This is a genomic window from Ralstonia sp. 1138, assembly GCF_040544795.1.
In the GTDB taxonomy this organism is placed as follows: domain Bacteria; phylum Pseudomonadota; class Gammaproteobacteria; order Burkholderiales; family Burkholderiaceae; genus Ralstonia; species Ralstonia flatus.
The window spans coordinates 969,624-985,393 of sequence record NZ_JBEPKQ010000002.1 but is presented as its reverse complement, the minus strand read 5'-3'; the positions used below and the strand labels follow the sequence as shown (position 1 = coordinate 985,393).

The 15,770-nt window shown below is 65.5% G+C and carries 13 protein-coding genes; 7 read left to right on the top strand and 6 right to left on the bottom strand.

Features of this window, described 5'->3' with window-relative positions:
* Positions 1-52: 52 nt before the first annotated feature.
* Together ABIC76_RS12345 and ABIC76_RS12340 are read left to right on the top strand one after the other, a co-directional pair.
* Positions 53-1,261 (top strand): FAD-dependent oxidoreductase, encoded by a 1,209-nt coding sequence (locus tag ABIC76_RS12345; protein ID WP_354534125.1) that lies wholly within the window; start codon positions 53-55, stop codon positions 1,259-1,261.
* A 19-nt stretch (positions 1,262-1,280) separates the two neighbouring features.
* The gene (locus tag ABIC76_RS12340; RefSeq protein WP_354534124.1) at positions 1,281-1,856 is read left to right on the top strand and encodes a hypothetical protein; all 576 of its coding nucleotides are present in this window, start codon (positions 1,281-1,283) and stop codon (positions 1,854-1,856) included.
* On the opposite strand, the gene ABIC76_RS12335 is transcribed toward ABIC76_RS12340, so the two are convergent.
* The 3 genes from ABIC76_RS12335 to ABIC76_RS12325 form a co-directional block, all read right to left on the bottom strand.
* Positions 1,840-2,172 (bottom strand): cupin domain-containing protein, encoded by a 333-nt coding sequence (locus ABIC76_RS12335; protein WP_354534123.1) that lies wholly within the window; start codon positions 2,170-2,172, stop codon positions 1,840-1,842. The genes ABIC76_RS12340 and ABIC76_RS12335 overlap by 17 nt on opposite strands.
* Positions 2,173-2,250: 78 nt before the next feature.
* Positions 2,251-2,991 (bottom strand): response regulator transcription factor, encoded by a 741-nt coding sequence (locus tag ABIC76_RS12330; protein WP_102064554.1) that lies wholly within the window; start codon positions 2,989-2,991, stop codon positions 2,251-2,253.
* Between the two features lie 457 nt (positions 2,992-3,448).
* Positions 3,449-4,366 (bottom strand): LysR family transcriptional regulator, encoded by a 918-nt coding sequence (locus ABIC76_RS12325; protein WP_102064553.1) that lies wholly within the window; start codon positions 4,364-4,366, stop codon positions 3,449-3,451.
* Between the two features lie 150 nt (positions 4,367-4,516).
* Between ABIC76_RS12325 and ABIC76_RS12320 the strand changes: the two genes are divergently transcribed.
* Complete coding sequence (locus ABIC76_RS12320; protein ID WP_147214396.1) at positions 4,517-5,422, top strand: pirin family protein; 906 nt, start codon at positions 4,517-4,519, stop codon at positions 5,420-5,422.
* A 33-nt stretch (positions 5,423-5,455) separates the two neighbouring features.
* On the opposite strand, the gene ABIC76_RS12315 is transcribed toward ABIC76_RS12320, so the two are convergent.
* The 3 genes from ABIC76_RS12315 to ABIC76_RS12305 all read right to left on the bottom strand — a co-directional run bounded on the left by ABIC76_RS12315 (position 5,456) and on the right by ABIC76_RS12305 (position 9,311).
* Positions 5,456-6,490: a serine/threonine protein kinase gene (locus tag ABIC76_RS12315; RefSeq protein WP_354534122.1), complete on the bottom strand. Its 1,035-nt coding sequence runs from the start codon at positions 6,488-6,490 to the stop codon at positions 5,456-5,458.
* A gap of 5 nt (positions 6,491-6,495) precedes the next feature.
* Entirely contained in the window at positions 6,496-8,175 is a 1,680-nt protein-coding gene (locus ABIC76_RS12310) for a DEAD/DEAH box helicase (RefSeq protein ID WP_343547342.1), read from the bottom strand.
* Positions 8,176-8,306: 131 nt separating this feature from the next.
* Positions 8,307-9,311 carry a LysR family transcriptional regulator gene (locus tag ABIC76_RS12305; protein ID WP_354534121.1) on the bottom strand — a complete coding sequence of 335 codons (1,005 nt, stop codon included), beginning with the start codon at positions 9,309-9,311 and terminating at the stop codon, positions 8,307-8,309.
* 131 nt (positions 9,312-9,442) lie between these two features.
* Between ABIC76_RS12305 and ABIC76_RS12300 the strand changes: the two genes are divergently transcribed.
* The 4 genes from ABIC76_RS12300 to ABIC76_RS12285 all read left to right on the top strand — a co-directional run bounded on the left by ABIC76_RS12300 (position 9,443) and on the right by ABIC76_RS12285 (position 15,759).
* A complete protein-coding gene (locus ABIC76_RS12300) occupies positions 9,443-10,750 on the top strand; it encodes an MFS transporter (RefSeq protein WP_027678161.1) in 1,308 nt (435 codons plus the stop codon).
* Between the two features lie 25 nt (positions 10,751-10,775).
* Positions 10,776-11,810, top strand: coding sequence for a histone deacetylase family protein (locus ABIC76_RS12295; protein ID WP_354534120.1), 1,035 nt, complete (start codon positions 10,776-10,778; stop codon positions 11,808-11,810).
* Between the two features lie 256 nt (positions 11,811-12,066).
* The gene (locus ABIC76_RS12290) at positions 12,067-13,131 is read left to right on the top strand and encodes a TetR/AcrR family transcriptional regulator (protein WP_354534119.1); all 1,065 of its coding nucleotides are present in this window, start codon (positions 12,067-12,069) and stop codon (positions 13,129-13,131) included.
* 117 nt (positions 13,132-13,248) lie between these two features.
* Positions 13,249-15,759 carry an acyl-CoA dehydrogenase gene (locus ABIC76_RS12285; RefSeq protein ID WP_354534118.1) on the top strand — a complete coding sequence of 837 codons (2,511 nt, stop codon included), beginning with the start codon at positions 13,249-13,251 and terminating at the stop codon, positions 15,757-15,759.
* Positions 15,760-15,770: the final 11 nt, after the last annotated feature.

Below are 15,770 nucleotides of genomic sequence, written 5' to 3'. Positions count from 1 at the left end.
TAACGTGCGTGCCGTATCGTTATCATCTTGAGCAAACGATCCACCACGCCTCATGTCCGCACCCCGCCCGCTGTCCATCGGCATTGCCGGCGCCGGTAACGCCGGCCTCGCCGCCGCCATCGCGTTTGCCCGCCAGGGGCACGATGTGCACGTCTTCGAAAAGCACCCGCAGCTGACCGCCATGGGCGCGGGCCTGCTGATCCAGCCGCAGGGCATCCGCGCGCTGGAGGCGCTCGGTGTGGGCCGCGAGCTTGAGGGCATCGGCGCGCCGATCGACCGGCTGATCGGCCTGAGCCATCGCGGCTGGCGTCTGCTCGACATCGACTACGCCGAGACGCCCGGCCGCGCCGTCACGCGGCACGCGCTGTCGTCCATGCTGTACGACGCCGCCTTGCACGCGGGCGCAGTATTCCACTTTGGTTGCGCGATCCAGCAATTGCTGGGGGATGGCCCGCGCGCGCGGGTCGCGCACGCGCAGGGAGAATCCATCTTCGACCTGTTTGTGATTGCCGATGGCGCGGCCTCTGCGCTGCGTGAGCCCGCAGGCCTGGCCGGCCCGTCAAGCACGTACCGATGGGGCACGCTGTGGTTCCAAGGATGGGTGGATGGCTGGAACCCGCGTGTGCTGCAGCAGCGCTTTCGCGGCACGCGCGAGATGATGGGCCTGCTGCCCACCGACGTGGATGGCAGCCGCACACGCCTGTCGATGTTCTGGAGCCTGCCCAGCGATGCCGTCGACGCCTGGCGCCAGACCGACATCAAACAGTGGAAGGCGCATGTGCTCAGCCTGTGGCCGCAAGCCGCGCCCATGGTCGAGCAGATCGGCTCGCACGACGATATGCCTTTTGCCGTCTATCGCCACACGTGGCCACGCGCGTTGGCCAAACCGCCCTACTGCGTCATCGGCGATGCCGCGCATGCCATGAGCCCGCAACTCGGCCTGGGGACCACGCTGGCCGCGCAGGATGCGCTCGCACTGGCGGCCTGCGTGCAAGTCCATGGTGCCGCCGATGGCGCGCTCGCCTACCACGCCCGTCGTCTGCGCACCGTGCAGGCCTACCAGACGCTGAGCCGCGCGCTCACGCCATGCTTCCAGGCGCAATACGGCGGTTGGATGCGTGACGTGGTGTTTGCCACCGGCTTGCGCGTGCCCGGTGTCGCATGGCTGATGAAACGCAGCCTGGCAGAACCGCCTGCTCGCGATGCTGCATTCGCCCCGGCTGCGGCTTCCACGGCTGCGAGCGAAAAACCCCAGGCGTGACATCACGCCCTCCATCAGCATGAGCCTGTTGCACACCTTCCTTCCCGAACATCAATTCAGCGAGCAGCACCACATACGGGTCAATGCATCGCCGGCGCGCGTGCTCGACATGGCCTCGCAACTTGACGTCACGGATTTCCCGGTAGCCAGGCTGTTCCTGCATCTGCGTGCCATCCCGGCGCGCATCGCCGCCGCGCTCGGCAAGCCCAGTGCGCGACGGATCGACGCCGGATTCGGCCTGCACGATTTCACAATCCTTGGCAGAAATGGAGATCAGGAATTCGCGCTCGGCTTGGTCGGCCGCTTCTGGGAACCGGCCGGCGGGCTCATCCACGTTGAAGCCGGCGCATTTTGCACGTTCGCCGCACCCGATATCGCCAAGCTGGTCATGACGTTCGTCGCTCAGCCCGAGGGCGCCGGCACGTTGCTGACCACGCGCACGTGCGTGCATTGCTCCAGCACCACGGCGCGCCGCCGCTTCACGCCTTACTGGATACTGATCCGCGTGCCAAGCGGTCTGATCCGCCGGATGATGCTGCAGCGGATCAAGCAGCTCGCGGAGTCAGCCGACGCTCCGCTTAGACGTCCAGAATGACCAGCGTGCCGGCGCTGCCTGCGTCCACGCTGTGCGGCACGCCGGCAGGCACCACGTACAGCTCCCCGCGCGAGACCGTCACTGCTTCGTCGCGGATGCGCAACCGCAGCTGCCCATCGATGACCAGCAGCCCTTCGGCATAGTCGTGCACCTCGTTGGGATACGACGTGCCATCCATGCGCAGCACCTTGAAGTTACCGCCACCAAACCGCTCCAGCACGCGAGACGACCAGGCGCGCGGCAGCGCTTCGGCCTCTGCATTGAGATTGACAAGCGGCACACCAGCCTCGCCCAAAGATTGAGAAGCGTTGAGCATACCAGCCGATGATCCCAAAAAAAGAGCGCTCCCGCGTTCCTGCGGTAGCGCTCTTTCTGCACGCGGGTCAGTGCGTGTTTATAGGTCGTACGACGCGATTTCCATCTCGTACAGACTTCCCATGTCGTCCGCAGGCTTCAGGTGGTCCACCCGATAGCCGTGCTTGTACACCGCCACCAGGCGCACCTCGTTCTCCGGTTCGACATTCAGCTTCATGCGGATGCGCGATACGTGACTGTCGATCGTGCGGGTGTACTCCGACGAGTTTCGGCCCCACACCTGCCCAAAGATGTGGTCGCGCGACAGCGTGCGGCCCACATTCGAAAACAACAGCAGCGCCAATTGGAACTCGATACCCGTCAGCGTCACTGGCTCGCCGTGCAGGGTGACCTGCTGGCGCTGGGGATTGAAGTGATAAGGCCCGACCGCGAATGGCAGGCGTCCATACGGGATGGGATATGCACGGCGCAGCAGCGCGTCGACGCGCGCCCGCAGCTCGGCAATGCGGAACGGCTTGGCGATGTAGTCGTCGGCGCCGTGCGTGAGCGCGCGCACGAGGCTTTTCTCGCCCTCTTCGGCCGTGACGAACAGCACCGGCAGCACTTCCTTATGGCGGCTGCGCACGACGCTCAGCACGTCGATACCGAGCATGCCAGGCGTATGCCAGTCGAGGATCAGCATGTCGTACGACGATCGACCCAGCATGCGCAGCAAGGTGGCACCGTCGGTGTAGGTCACCACGTCGTGGCCGGACTGAGACAGGATCTGGACGATGACTTCGCTTTGGAAGGGATCGTCTTCAAGCAAGGCGATACGCATGTTCGGCTCCATGAAAATTCGCACATGCGTCGCGGGCGGGTGCCGGAATTGATGGCGCTTATTCAGGCGCGTTCAGCGCGTTCCGTTGCATGTGTTACGTGGCGGCAATTTTCATGGCGAGGTGTGCTACGGACCATGAGAAGAGTCCTAATTTGTGAAGGCCGTTGAAGCACGGATGCGACGCGCATTGGTCAAACGGGCAAAAAAAAAGCCCGGACAACGAGGTCCGGGCGGCGGTGCTTCCCACAACAGTGTGACGGGATCAGAAACACCCAAGGGTCGCATGTGCCAGACACATCGCAGCGCACCGGGGGGAAGCACTGCAACGCTTACGGGGTAACGTCATGGAGGGTCAGACGTACTGGTCCGGCACACGTGGAGCGCATGATGCCGTGCGATACGTGCACCGGGCGCAGTCGTGACAATATTTAACGTTGCCAGCGTCCGGGCGCGACCTTCAGGTGGGATCGGCGTTTTCCAGCTCTTGCCGAATCGACTCGGTCAGCATGTCGATCAGCAGGCGAACGCGTTTGGGAACGAACCGAGCGGACGGTGTGACGAGGTTGATCGGCTCTCCGCTGGTCGCATAGTCGGGCAGCACGCGCACCAAGCGCGGCAGCGGCGCGTTGGCGCGTGCCACGGCACTCGCATACAGCGGCAGCGGACCGATGCCGGCGCCCGACGCGATCAACGTTTCGAGGTAGATGAGGCTGTCGGCATTCAGCCGAGCGCGCACGGCCACGGTTTTCAGGCCATCGGGGCCGACGAGGCGCCATTGTGTTTCGCCTCGGCCCGTGCCGCGAAAATCGAGGCAGCAATGGTCGGCCAGCCCTTGCACGGTGTCGGGCGCGCCGCGGCGCTGCAGGTAATCGGGCGACGCGAACAGGCCGATGCGCAACACGCCCAGCGACCGCGCCACCAGCGAACTGTCAGCCAGGCGTCCGACGCGGACAGCAAGGTCAAACCCTTCCTGCACGAGATCGACGTTGCGCGGGGTCAGCACGACGTCCAGATCGATCTCCGGATACTGCTGCATGAAGCGCGCCGCCACCGGGGCTACCAACAGACGGCCGACGTCTTCCGAAGACGTGATCCGGACCTTGCCGCGCGGCAGGTCCTGGAGTTCCCCAGCGCAGGTCGTGGCGCGTTCAATGTCTTCCAGTGCATGCGACGCCACCTGGTACAGGCTCTGGCCCGCGTCAGTCAGATGGAGCGTGCGCGTGGTGCGCTGTAACAGTCGCACGTTCAAATCCTGTTCAAGTGCGGCAATGCCGCGGCTGACGGACGATTTCGGCAAATCGAGCCGCGTTGCCGCTGCCGTGAAGCTCCCCGCTTCGACCACGCGCACGAACAGCGCCAATTGATTCAGATCCATGGTTTCCTCGTCTTATCGTGATGCGCGCCGGCCGGTTATTGTTATTGTCTCGCCTGAAGCAACATTTTTTCCCACAATAACCGACTAGTGCAAACGAGGCAACTACCCTACATTCGGCGTATGACAAATGCCGAATTTCAGGAGAACAACATGGAAACCCTCGTGCAACCGCAAGTGCAGCTCGTGCAACGTGGCCGCCGCGTGGAACGCATCATCACCGGCCGTCCCACCTCGGACGGCGCGGGCGTGAAGCTCACTCGCGTGCTGACGAACAATCTGCAGCGCCGGCTCGATCCGTTCCTGATGCTGGACGCTTTCCGCAGTGACGACCCGAACGACTATCTGGCCGGTTTTCCCGACCATCCGCACCGCGGCTTTGAAACGGTGACGTACATGATCGCGGGCCGCATGCGCCACCGCGACAGCGCCGGCCACGAAGGCTTGCTGCAACACGGCGGCGTGCAATGGATGACGGCCGGTAGCGGCGTCGTGCACTCGGAAATGCCGGAACAGGAAGACGGTGTGATGGAAGGCTTCCAGCTGTGGCTGAACCTGCCTGCCCGCGACAAGATGACGACGCCGTGGTACCGCGACATTCCGTCGAACGAGATCCCCGAGTTCACGACGGAAGACGGCGTGGCCGTGCGCGTGATCGCCGGTGAATCGCACGGTGTGCAAGGCGCGATGACGCGCGAAGCGACACAGCCGCTGTACCTCGACATCACGCTGCCGGCGGGCGCGTCGTTTGCGCAGGCGCTGCCGGCCGGACACAACGCGTTCGTCTATGTGTTCCGTGGCAGTGCGCTGGTGGGCGACGCCGAAGCAGCCGGCAACGCCGGGCTGCAGCGCGTGGAAGACAAGCAGATGGCCATCCTCGCCAACACGGAGGGCAGCGACGGTGTGGTCATCCGTGCAGGCGATGCCGAGGCGCGCGTGCTGCTGGTGGCCGGCAAGCCGCTGAACGAGTCGATCGCGCAATACGGCCCGTTCGTGATGAACACGCAGGAAGAAATCTTCCAGGCCGTGCGTGACTTCCAGGCCGGCAAGTTCGCCTAAGCCCTAGCCTCAAAGAAAAACCGCCGCTCGGTGTCACCAGAGCGGCGGTTCGTCCAACAGCGCGATCTGCTCGCGCAATTCCAACACCCGGTCCTGCCAGTAGCGTTGCGTGTTGAACCACGGAAACGCGGCAGGAAACGCCGGATCATTCCACCGGCGCGCCAACCACGCGCTGTAGTGCAGCAAGCGCAGCGTGCGCAGCGCTTCCACCAGATACAGCTCGCGCGTGTCGAATTCGCAGAAGTCCTCATAGCCGGCCAGCAGGCTGGCGAGCTGCGATTGCATTGATGCGCGATCCCCCGAGAGCAGCATCCACAGGTCCTGCACAGCGGGGCCGGTACGGCTGTCGTCAAAATCGACGAAATGCGGGCCGGCGCTGCGCAGCGGATCACCCTGCTTGGCGTCGGCCTCTTCAATCCACAGCACGTTCGAGGCGTGGCAATCGCCGTGCAGGCGCAGCAGCGAAACGTCGCCCGCGCGGTCGTAGCAGCGGCGCACGCCGTCGAGTGCGGCGTCGGCCACGCTGCGCCACGCCGGCAACAAATCGGGCGGGATGAAATCGTGTTCGAGCAGCCAGTCGCGCGATTGCACGCCGAAGGTGTCGATGTCGAGCGCCGGGCGCGCCACGAACGGCCGCTGCGCGCCGATGGCGTGGATGCGGCCAAGGAAGCGGCCCATCCATTCGAGCGTGTCGTCCTGGTCGATGGCGGGCACGCGGCCCGCGCAGCGCGGGAAGACCGCAAAGTGCCAGCGTTCAAACGCATGCAGCGTGCGGCCATCGATTTCGAGCGGCGCAATCACGGGGATTTCCGCCGCTGCCAGTTCCGCCGTAAAGGTGTGCTCTTCGACGATCTGCGTGTCGGTCCAGCGGCCGGGGCGGTAGAACTTGGCCACCACCGGCGCGCTGTCTTCCACGCCAACCTGGTACACGCGGTTTTCGTAGCTGTTGAGCGCGAACATGCGGCCGTCCGGCATCAGCCCGACCTCCGCCAGCGCATCCAGGATGCTGTCTGGCGTCAGGCCGTCGTAGGGCGCGTCAGCTGATGCGGGTGGGCCGTCGTCGTGCATGAACGTCAGGCTTTACGACCGCCGAGCAACGCAGCCGCCTTGGCGAACAAACCATTGAACGGCTGCTTGGCCGGTTGTCCCTTGTGGGCCGGCTGCGCGGCTTGCGTGTTCGATGCACGGCGTTGTTGACCGCCCTGCCCGCCTTGTCCATTGCCCTTGCCTTGGCCCTGGCCTTGACCGTTGCCCTGGCGCTGGCCGCGCGCTTGCGATTGGCCGTTGCCGGCACCGTGGCCGTTGCGCGGCTTGGGCGCAGCTTGACCGTCGCGCTGGCCTTGCGCCTGGCGCTGGCGGCTGCCGCCACCATTTCGACCCTGGCCTTGGCCTTGATTCTGTGCCTGCCCCTGACCGTTGCCGCTCGACTCGCGACGCGGTTCGCGAGGCTCACGCGGAGCACGCGGCTCGCGCGGGGCAGCGTTGCCGCTGGCCTGGCGTGGCTGCTGGCTGCGGCCACCACCCGGACGGCCACCGCGCGCGTTACCACCACGGCCCGCCGAATTGCGCCCGTTCGGAATCGGCTCCGCCGCGATGGTCGGGTCCGGCTCGAAACCTTCCAGCACGGTACGCGGCAGTTCGCGCTTGATGAGGCGCTCAATGTCGCGCAGCAGGCCATGCTCGTCCACGCAGACCAGCGAGATCGCCTCGCCCTGCGCACCCGCGCGGCCCGTGCGGCCGATACGGTGCACGTAGTCTTCCGGCACGTTCGGCAGGTCGAAGTTCACCACGTGCGGCAGTTGGTCGATGTCGATGCCGCGCGCTGCAATATCGGTGGCGACCAGCACGCGCAGCGTCCCGGCCTTGAACTCCGTCAGCGCGCGCGTGCGCGCCGATTGGCTCTTGTTACCGTGAATGGCCAGCGCGGGGATGCCGTCGCGGGTGAGCTGCTCGGCCAAGCGGTTCGCGCCGTGCTTGGTGCGCGTGAAGACCAGCACCTGGTGCCAGTCGTTGTCGCGCACAAGCTTGGCGAGCAGTTCGCGCTTGCGCTCGCGGTCGACCGGATAGATGCGTTGCTCGACCGTCTCGGCCGTCGTGTTGCGGCGCGCGACTTCAATCAGCGCCGGCTTGTCGAGCAGACGGTCGGCCAGTTCGCGAATGTCGTCGGAGAACGTTGCCGAGAACAGCAGGTTCTGACGCTTCGGCGGCAGGATGTTGAGGATCTTGCGGATGTCGTGGATGAAGCCCATGTCCAGCATGCGATCGGCTTCGTCCAGCACCAGCAGTTCAATGTGCGACAGGTCGATGGTGCGCTGACCGACGTGGTCGAGAAGGCGGCCCGGCGTGGCGACGACGATATCGACACCACGCTTGAGCGCATCGATCTGCGGGTTGATGCCGACGCCGCCGAACATCACCATCGACTTCAGCGGCAGATATTTGCCATAGGCGCGCACGCTTTCTTCCACCTGCGCGGCAAGCTCCCGCGTGGGCGTCAGCACCAGCGCACGGATCGGGAAGCGCATGCCCTGCGGCGTCTGCACCTTATTGGGCTGCGATGCAGACAGGCGGTGCAGCAACGGCAGCGTGAAACCGGCGGTCTTGCCGGTGCCGGTCTGTGCACCGGCGAGCAGGTCACCGCCCTTGAGGATGGCGGGGATGGCCTGGCGTTGAATCGGAGTGGGTTCTGCGTAGCCGAGTTCGGCCACGGCACGTACCAGCTTGTCTGACAAGCCGAGTTCGGAAAACGACATGGAAAAGCGATTGGACCGGCGTGTCCCGCGCATTCGTTCGTGCGCCAATCGTGGACAAAGCCTGGGTAGGTGACGGGGCGACTGGACCCCGGGGACTGCAAGAAGGGCGCTAGTTTAACAGGTGATGGTGTTTACCCCACCGGTGCCCGCAATGCCGCCAAGGGCGCATTCACCACATCGCCCAACCGTTCCGCCAGCGAATACCGCGCCATATACCGCCGGAAATGCGCCAGGAACGCTTCTTCGGCCGGGGCCAGACGGCGCTCCCTGTGCCACATCAGGTACAGGTCGATGTCGGCAACGCCTTCTTCTGGCGGCAGCCGCCACAAGCGCTGCTGGGCCAGATCGTCCGCCACGATGTGCTCCGGCAGGCAGCCGATCCCATAGCCCGCAAACACGAGCCGCTTGATCTCGTCCAGGCTCGGCGACGTGGCGACGATGCGGCCGGTGAATCCCTGCTGATCGCGAAACACCGCAAGCGGCGACAGCGCATCGCCCAATTGGTCGCTCATGAACGAGACAAAGTTTTCACCGAGCAAGTCACTGATCGACAGGCCCGTCCGCCCGAACAACCGATGGTGCCGCCCGCAGAACACGGCGTAGCGCTGGCGCAGGAACAGTTGCCGCTCGAGCTTTTCGCTTGGCGTGCGGCACAGGCTAAGCCCAATGCCCGCGCGCTTTTGCGCGAGTGCATCGAGGATGTCCGTGCTGCGCATGACGTCCACCTGCAGATCCACGCGCGGGTGATGGCGGTGAAACGCCGCCAGGCATTCGTCGTACACGCCCGATTGGATGCGGCTGACGGTCAGCAGATGCAGCACGCCGCTCACATCGTCTTGCGGTTCGCCAAGCTCCGAGCCGAGCCGCGCGACATTGCCGTAGACGTCGGTGGCGATGCGCAATACGTCTTCGCCGACGCGCGTGAGGCGAAAGTGCGAGCCACGCCGCTCGATGAGTGTGTGGCCAAGCTGATCTTCGAGCCGCCGCAGCGCGAGGCTGACCGCCGGCTGCGTGATGTGCAGCCGCACCGCCGCACGGCTGATGCTGCGCTCGTGGACGATGGTGAGAAAGGTGCGCAGCAGATTCCAGTCGAGCCGGTCGCTGACGAGGGCGGGATCAAGAGCGGACGGGTCCATGGCGGGGAATATGAGTCCAACTTATACAAACAATAAGTATTCAGAATTTGACTAATACCCGTCAACCGGCAATAAACACGCATCGTCGCCATGAAGCGGCGGGCTAAAAAAAACCTGTGAGGAGCTACACCATGCAACCGTCTCAACCCGGCGGGCGTCAGCCTGCACGCGCGGCCACCGCCGCCTTTGTCGGCACCATGATCGAGTGGTACGACTTCTACATCTACGCTACCGCCGCTGCGCTCGTGTTCGGGCCACTCTTCTTTCCGGGTGGCGATCCGTTCCTCAGCACGCTCGCTTCGTTCGGCACGTTTGCCGTCGGCTTTTTCGCGCGGCCGCTGGGCGGCATCGTGTTCGGCCACTGGGGCGACCGCATCGGCCGCAAGAAGGCGCTGATGATCACGCTCACGATGATGGGCTTGGCGACGATCGGCATCGGCCTGCTGCCGACGTATGCCACCGCCGGTGCGCTTGCGCCGGTGCTGCTGGTGCTGCTGCGTGTGGTGCAAGGCGTTGCGGTCGGCGGCGAATGGGGCGGCGCGGTGCTGATGGCGGGCGAACACGCACCCAAGGGCCGTCGCACGTTCTTCGCGTCGTTCGCGCAACTCGGCAGCCCGGCTGGCTTGATTCTCTCGCTGCTGGCTTTCCGCCTCGTCACGTCAATGGAGAAAGACGCATTCATGGAGTGGGGCTGGCGTCTGCCGTTCCTTGCCAGCGCGGTGCTGCTGCTCGTGGGCGTGGCGATTCGCCTGGGTGTGAACGAGTCGCCCGAGTTTGCGCAGGTGCAGGCGCAGCGCAAGACGGCCAAGCTGCCGATCGCCGAAGTCTGGCGCACGGCGCGCGTGCCGGTGCTGCTGTGCATTGGCGCCAACACCATCGGCATTGCGGGCGTGTACTTCACCAACACGTTCATGATCGCGTACACGACGCAGTATCTGTCGCTGTCGAAAACGCTGATTCTCGATTGCCTCTTCGTGGTGGCGTTCATCCAGTTTCTCGCGCAGCCGCTGGCGGCATGGCTGGCGGAGAAGCTTGGCGGCGCGCGCTTCCTCAAGCTGATGGCGTTGATGGCGATGGCATCGCCCTACCCGATGTTCCTGCTGGTGCAGACGCGCCAGGCTCCGCTGATGGTGCTGGGCATTGCGCTGGCCGTGGTCTGCATGGCGAGCTTCTATTCGGTGATCGCGGGCTTCGTGTCGGGTGTGTTCGAGACGCGCGTGCGGTACTCGGCGATCTCGCTGTCATACCAGGTCTGCGGCGCGGTGGCGGGCGGGCTCACGCCGCTGGTCGGCACCATTCTCGCGCAGCGCTTCCATGGCGAATGGTGGCCGCTGGCGGTCTTCTACACGCTGCTCGCCGGTATCTCGCTGCTGTGTATCGCGGCCATCGATGGGCGCCAGCGCGGTCGCGCAACGGCCGGCGACACCGTCGGCGCATAACGGTTTTCCCCACCCTGTTTCACCCATGCTGACGTTCTTTCATCCTGAACAGCTTCTGCACCATCCGCAGAGCTACTACTCGCGCGGCAAGATGCGCACGCCGCAGGAAGTGCCCGAGCGCGCGCTGAATTTGCTGCAGGCGGCGCGCGATCTCGGCTTCACCATTGCGCGGCCCGAAGACCAGGGCATTGCGCCGCTCACCGCCGTGCACGGCGAGCCCTATCTGCGCTTCCTGCAGGACGCCCATGCCGAGTGGCAACGCCTGCCCGAAGACTGGGGCGACGAGGTCATGTCCAACATCTTCGTGCGCGAGCCGAATGCGCTGCGCGGCGTGCTGGCCCAGGCCGCCCGCTATCTGGCAGACGGCAGCTGCCCCGTCGGCGGGAACACGTGGCGATCGGCGTACTGGTCGGCGCAAAGCGCAGCGGCCGGCGCGCAAGCCCTCCTCAATGGCGAGCGCTTGGCCTACGCGCTGTGCCGCCCGCCCGGCCATCACGCGCGCCGCGAGGCAGCCGGCGGCTTCTGCTACCTGAACAACGCCGCCGTTGCCGCGCAGGCGCTGCGGGGCAAATTCAAGCGCGTCGCCATCCTCGACACCGACATGCACCACGGTCAGGGCATCCAGGAGATTTTCTACGACCGTGCCGACGTGCTGTACGTCTCCATTCATGGCGATCCGACCAACTTCTATCCAGTGGTTGCCGGCTTTGACGACGAGCGCGGCACGGGCGACGGCCTCGGGCTGAATGTGAACCTGCCGATGCCGCACCGCTCGCCCGAATCGGTGTTCTTCGACAAGCTCGGCGATGCGATTGCCGCACTCGAAAGGTTTCAGCCCGACGCGCTGGTGCTGTCGCTCGGCTTCGACATCTACCGCGAAGATCCGCAATCGCAGGTGGACGTTTCGACGCAGGGTTTCGGCCGCCTTGGACAGGCCGTCGGCGCGATTGGACTGCCGACGCTGGTCGTCCAGGAAGGCGGGTATCACCTGCCCACCCTTGCACAAAACGCAGCCGCATTCTTCGGCGGCTTGAAGACGCCCCATCAGCCGGCAGGCTGAGCCCGCACCACGGCGCAAACGCTCCTTTGGCTTTTGGATGTTTGCGCCCACTCACCTCCAGGCCCCGGCGTTTTATACGCTGCCGGGGCAACCTCCCCATCTCTAGAGTCCTTGCTCGAATTGGGCACTTGGCGTTTTCAAACGTCTGTTCCTAACATGCCCGGGCAACCCCATACACACGTTTGAATCGTACGTTCGAGCGCTGCACCGCAGCAATCGACCCCGATATCAGGCCTAAAAAAACGAGGTAGGAGACATGGGACGTCCTGGAGCAGGAGACACCAAGGGCCGCATTCTGGAAGCCACCGAACTGCTGTTCATCGAGTTCGGCTACGAGGCGATGTCGTTGCGGCAGATTACGGCGCGCGCCAAGGTCAATCTGGCAGCGGTCAACTATCACTTCGGCAGCAAGGAAGCGTTGATGCAGTCGGTGCTGGGCCGGCGGCTCGACCCGCTCAACACGCGCCGGCTGGCGTTGCTGACCGCGTGCGAAGAACGCTGGACGAAGGAACAGCTGACCTGCGATCACGTGCTCGGCGCGCTGTTTGTGCCGGCGCTGCAGATGGCGCGCAACCCCGACACCGGCGGCCCCGCGTTCCTGCGGTTGATGGGGCGCGTGTATTCCGACACCTCGCCGTTCGTGCAGAACTATCTGCTCGGCCACTACGCGCTGGTATTCGATCGCTTCTTCGAAGCCTTCTCGCGAGCGCTGCCGCACCTGCCGCGCGCTGAACTCGGCTGGCGCCTGCACTTTGCGCTGAAGGCACTGGCGGGCGTGTTGGCCGGCGACGACCTGAACAACCTGCTGCCGCTGTTCACGCAGGGCAAGACGATGAACGATGCCTCGCTGCTGGCGCGCCTGACGGCGCTGGTGGTGGCCACGCTCAATGCCCCGCTGCCCGGCGAGGCCGGCGCGCTCGACCAGGTGGTCGAACTGGCCGAAGCCCAGGTGCCCACACCCGTGGCCGTAGCGGACGACGCGCCCACCGGCAACGACAGCGGCCACGGCGGCTCGGGTCGCCACGCCGGGCACGGCAACGGCCGCAGCACCGAACGCAGCGCGACGCCCGCCACGGCCTCGCCCTTTGCCGGTGACTTGTTCGGCCGCACGCCGGGTTCTCGCGCCAGCGCAGACGATGCCGCGGACGACCACGACGACCTCAGCGCCGACGAGCACGACGATCACCACGATGCCGACAGCGATAGCGACGGCCCCGCGCCGTCTGCGCGCACCCGGGCATTGGCCATTCGCCGGAGCAACGCAGCACGCGCCATCTTCCCGGCCAACCCGATGCGCCCCTGGCGCAGCCCCAGCGCCTGACAACGCAGGCGCCGCGCGGCGCTCCCGTGTGCAGGCACGGGAGTCGCTCCGGCATTCGGCAGTTGCCGCCGCATGTTCGAGACATTCGGCACATCAACGCATCGAATGGAGACCCTCATGACGACGATCTGGATCGTCCTGCTTTGCATCGGCGGGCTCGCCCTCGCCAGCATGGAAGCCTCGGCATTCGCCTGGCTCGTCGCAACCGCTGTGTGGCTTGTGGCCGGTGCCTGGCTCGGCCTTGTTGGGCCGGTGATGACCACGGTGCTCGCCATCGTCTTTGTGCTGCCCGCGCTGGTGCTAGCGCTCAAGCCGCTGCGCCGGGCGATCATCACCCGCCCCGTGCTGGCGATGTTCCGCAAGATCATGCCGGAGATGTCGCAAACGGAGCGCGACGCCATCGAAGCGGGCACGGTCTGGTGGGATGCGGAGCTGTTCTCGGGGCGGCCGAACTGGTCGCGGCTGCTTTCATCGCCGCCGCCGCGGCTGTCGGCGGAAGAGCAATCCTTCCTCGACGTCGAGACCGAAAAACTCTGCGACCTTGCCAACGATTGGGAAAGCACGCAGATCTGGCAAGACCTGTCGCCCGAGGCTTGGGACTATGCGAAGCGCGCCGGCTTCCTCGGCATGATCATCCCGAAGGAATACGGCGGCAAAGGGTTCTCGGCATACGCGCATTCGCAGGTGATCATGAAGCTGTCGACGCGCTGCTCTGCGGCGGCCGTGTCGGTCATGGTGCCCAACTCGCTCGGGCCGGCCGAGCTGCTGCTGCACTACGGCACCGAAGCGCAGAAAAACCATTACCTGCCACGCCTCGCACGCGGTGAAGAAATCCCCTGCTTTGCGCTGACGAACGCGTATGCCGGCTCCGATGCCGCTGCCATCCCCGACGTGGGCGTGGTCTGCCGCGGCATGCACGAAGGCCGCGAGACGCTTGGCTTTCGCGTGACATGGAGCAAGCGCTACATCACGCTCGGCCCCATCGCCACGGTGCTGGGGCTGGCCTTCCGCGCAGTCGATCCGGACGGCTTGCTCGGCGGGGACAAGGAGCCCGGCATCACCTGCGCGCTCATCCCGACGAAGCATCCAGGCGTGAACATCGGCCGCCGCCATTGGCCGCTCAATGCGGTGTTCCAGAACGGCCCGAACTCCGGCAAGGACGTGTTCATCCCCATCGACTGGGTGATCGGCGGCCAGGCGCAGGTCGGCCGCGGCTGGCGCATGCTGATGGAATGTCTGGCAGCGGGGCGGGCGATTTCGCTGCCCTCGTCCAACGTGGGCATGGCCAAGCTGGCCGTGCGCAGCACCGGCGCCTATGCCGCCGTGCGACGCCAGTTCCGTACGCCCATCGGCAAGTTCGAAGGGATCCAGGAAGCGCTCGGTCGGATGGGCGGCAACCTGTACATGATGGATGCGGCGCGGCGTCTGTCTGCGCTGGCCGTGGACCTGGGCGAGAAACCTTCGGTCATCTCGGCCATCGCCAAGTACCACGTCACCGAACGTGCGCGCGATGTGGTCACCGACGCGATGGACATCGTCGGCGGCAAGGGCATCTGCATGGGCCCGAACAACTTCCTGGCGCGCGCGTATCAGCAGGTGCCGATCGCCATCACGGTGGAAGGCGCGAACATCATGACGCGCTGCCTGATCATCTTCGGGCAGGGCGTGATCCGCTGCCATCCGTATGTGCTGCGCGAGATGACGGCCGCGCAAGGCACCGATTCACCCGAGACGCTGCGCGCGTTCGACGCGGCGCTGTTCGGCCACGGCGCGTTCATCGCGGGCAACCTCGTGCGCGCCTTTTTGCATGCGGTCACGGGTGGCCGCATCGCCAGTGCACCGGGCAATGCCGCACCGGAAATGCAGCGCTATTACCGCGCCGTGAACCGCTTCTCGACGGCGCTCGCTCTGCTGTCGGATGTGTCGATGTTCACGCTGGGCGGCACGCTCAAGCGCCGCGAAAGCATCACCGGGCGGCTGGGCGACATCCTCTCGCAGATGTACTTGATCTCTTCCACGCTCAAACGATTTGAAGATGAAGGCCGCCCTGCAGAGGACGCGCCGCTCGTGCATTGGTCCGTGCAGGACGCGCTGGTGAAGGCACACGATGCGCTCGACGGCGTGCTGGCCAACTTCCCGAATGCGGGCATCGCGGCGCTGCTGCGTGCGCTGATCTTCCCGTTCGGCACACCGTATCGGAAGCCGTCCGATGCGCTGGCCGCGCAGGTGGCCGAGCTGATGCAGACACCGGGCGCCGTACGCGATCGCCTGCTGGCCGACTCGTACTGCCCGACGCCCGAGGTCGACCCGATCGCCTATGGCGAAGCGGCCTTCCGCCTGCAGCCGGCTGTGGATGCAATCGAGCAACGCTTGAAACCGGCCATCCGCGCAGGCAAGCTGCCGCCCGTGCCGCAAAGCCTGCCCGACTTCGAAGCCTGGACGGCGCAAGCGGTGGGACAAAACCTCATCGACGAAGGCGAACGCAAGCAGCTGTGCGACTACGCGCGCTACGGCGAACACGCGGTCGCCGTGGATGACTTCCCGCCCGACTTCAACCTCATGGCCGACCTGCAACGCCGCAAGGATGCGCTCGATGCCCTGCAGGCTGCCGAGCGCCGCGCAGCCTGAAGGTCCGGGCC

Bases quoted from the DNA above. Each gene is read 5' to 3' on its own strand.
- ABIC76_RS12345 (WP_354534125.1), top strand. From the start codon at position 53: ATGTCCGCACCCCGCCCGCTGTCCATCGGCATTGCCGGCGCCGGTAAC.
- ABIC76_RS12340 (WP_354534124.1), top strand. From the start codon at position 1,281: ATGAGCCTGTTGCACACCTTCCTTCCCGAACATCAATTCAGCGAGCAG.
- ABIC76_RS12335 (WP_354534123.1), bottom strand. From the start codon at position 2,172: ATGCTCAACGCTTCTCAATCTTTGGGCGAGGCTGGTGTGCCGCTTGTC.
- ABIC76_RS12330 (WP_102064554.1), bottom strand. From the start codon at position 2,991: ATGCGTATCGCCTTGCTTGAAGACGATCCCTTCCAAAGCGAAGTCATC.
- ABIC76_RS12325 (WP_102064553.1), bottom strand. From the start codon at position 4,366: ATGGATCTGAATCAATTGGCGCTGTTCGTGCGCGTGGTCGAAGCGGGG.
- ABIC76_RS12320 (WP_147214396.1), top strand. From the start codon at position 4,517: ATGGAAACCCTCGTGCAACCGCAAGTGCAGCTCGTGCAACGTGGCCGC.
- ABIC76_RS12315 (WP_354534122.1), bottom strand. From the start codon at position 6,490: ATGCACGACGACGGCCCACCCGCATCAGCTGACGCGCCCTACGACGGC.
- ABIC76_RS12310 (WP_343547342.1), bottom strand. From the start codon at position 8,175: ATGTCGTTTTCCGAACTCGGCTTGTCAGACAAGCTGGTACGTGCCGTG.
- ABIC76_RS12305 (WP_354534121.1), bottom strand. From the start codon at position 9,311: ATGGACCCGTCCGCTCTTGATCCCGCCCTCGTCAGCGACCGGCTCGAC.
- ABIC76_RS12300 (WP_027678161.1), top strand. From the start codon at position 9,443: ATGCAACCGTCTCAACCCGGCGGGCGTCAGCCTGCACGCGCGGCCACC.
- ABIC76_RS12295 (WP_354534120.1), top strand. From the start codon at position 10,776: ATGCTGACGTTCTTTCATCCTGAACAGCTTCTGCACCATCCGCAGAGC.
- ABIC76_RS12290 (WP_354534119.1), top strand. From the start codon at position 12,067: ATGGGACGTCCTGGAGCAGGAGACACCAAGGGCCGCATTCTGGAAGCC.
- ABIC76_RS12285 (WP_354534118.1), top strand. From the start codon at position 13,249: ATGACGACGATCTGGATCGTCCTGCTTTGCATCGGCGGGCTCGCCCTC.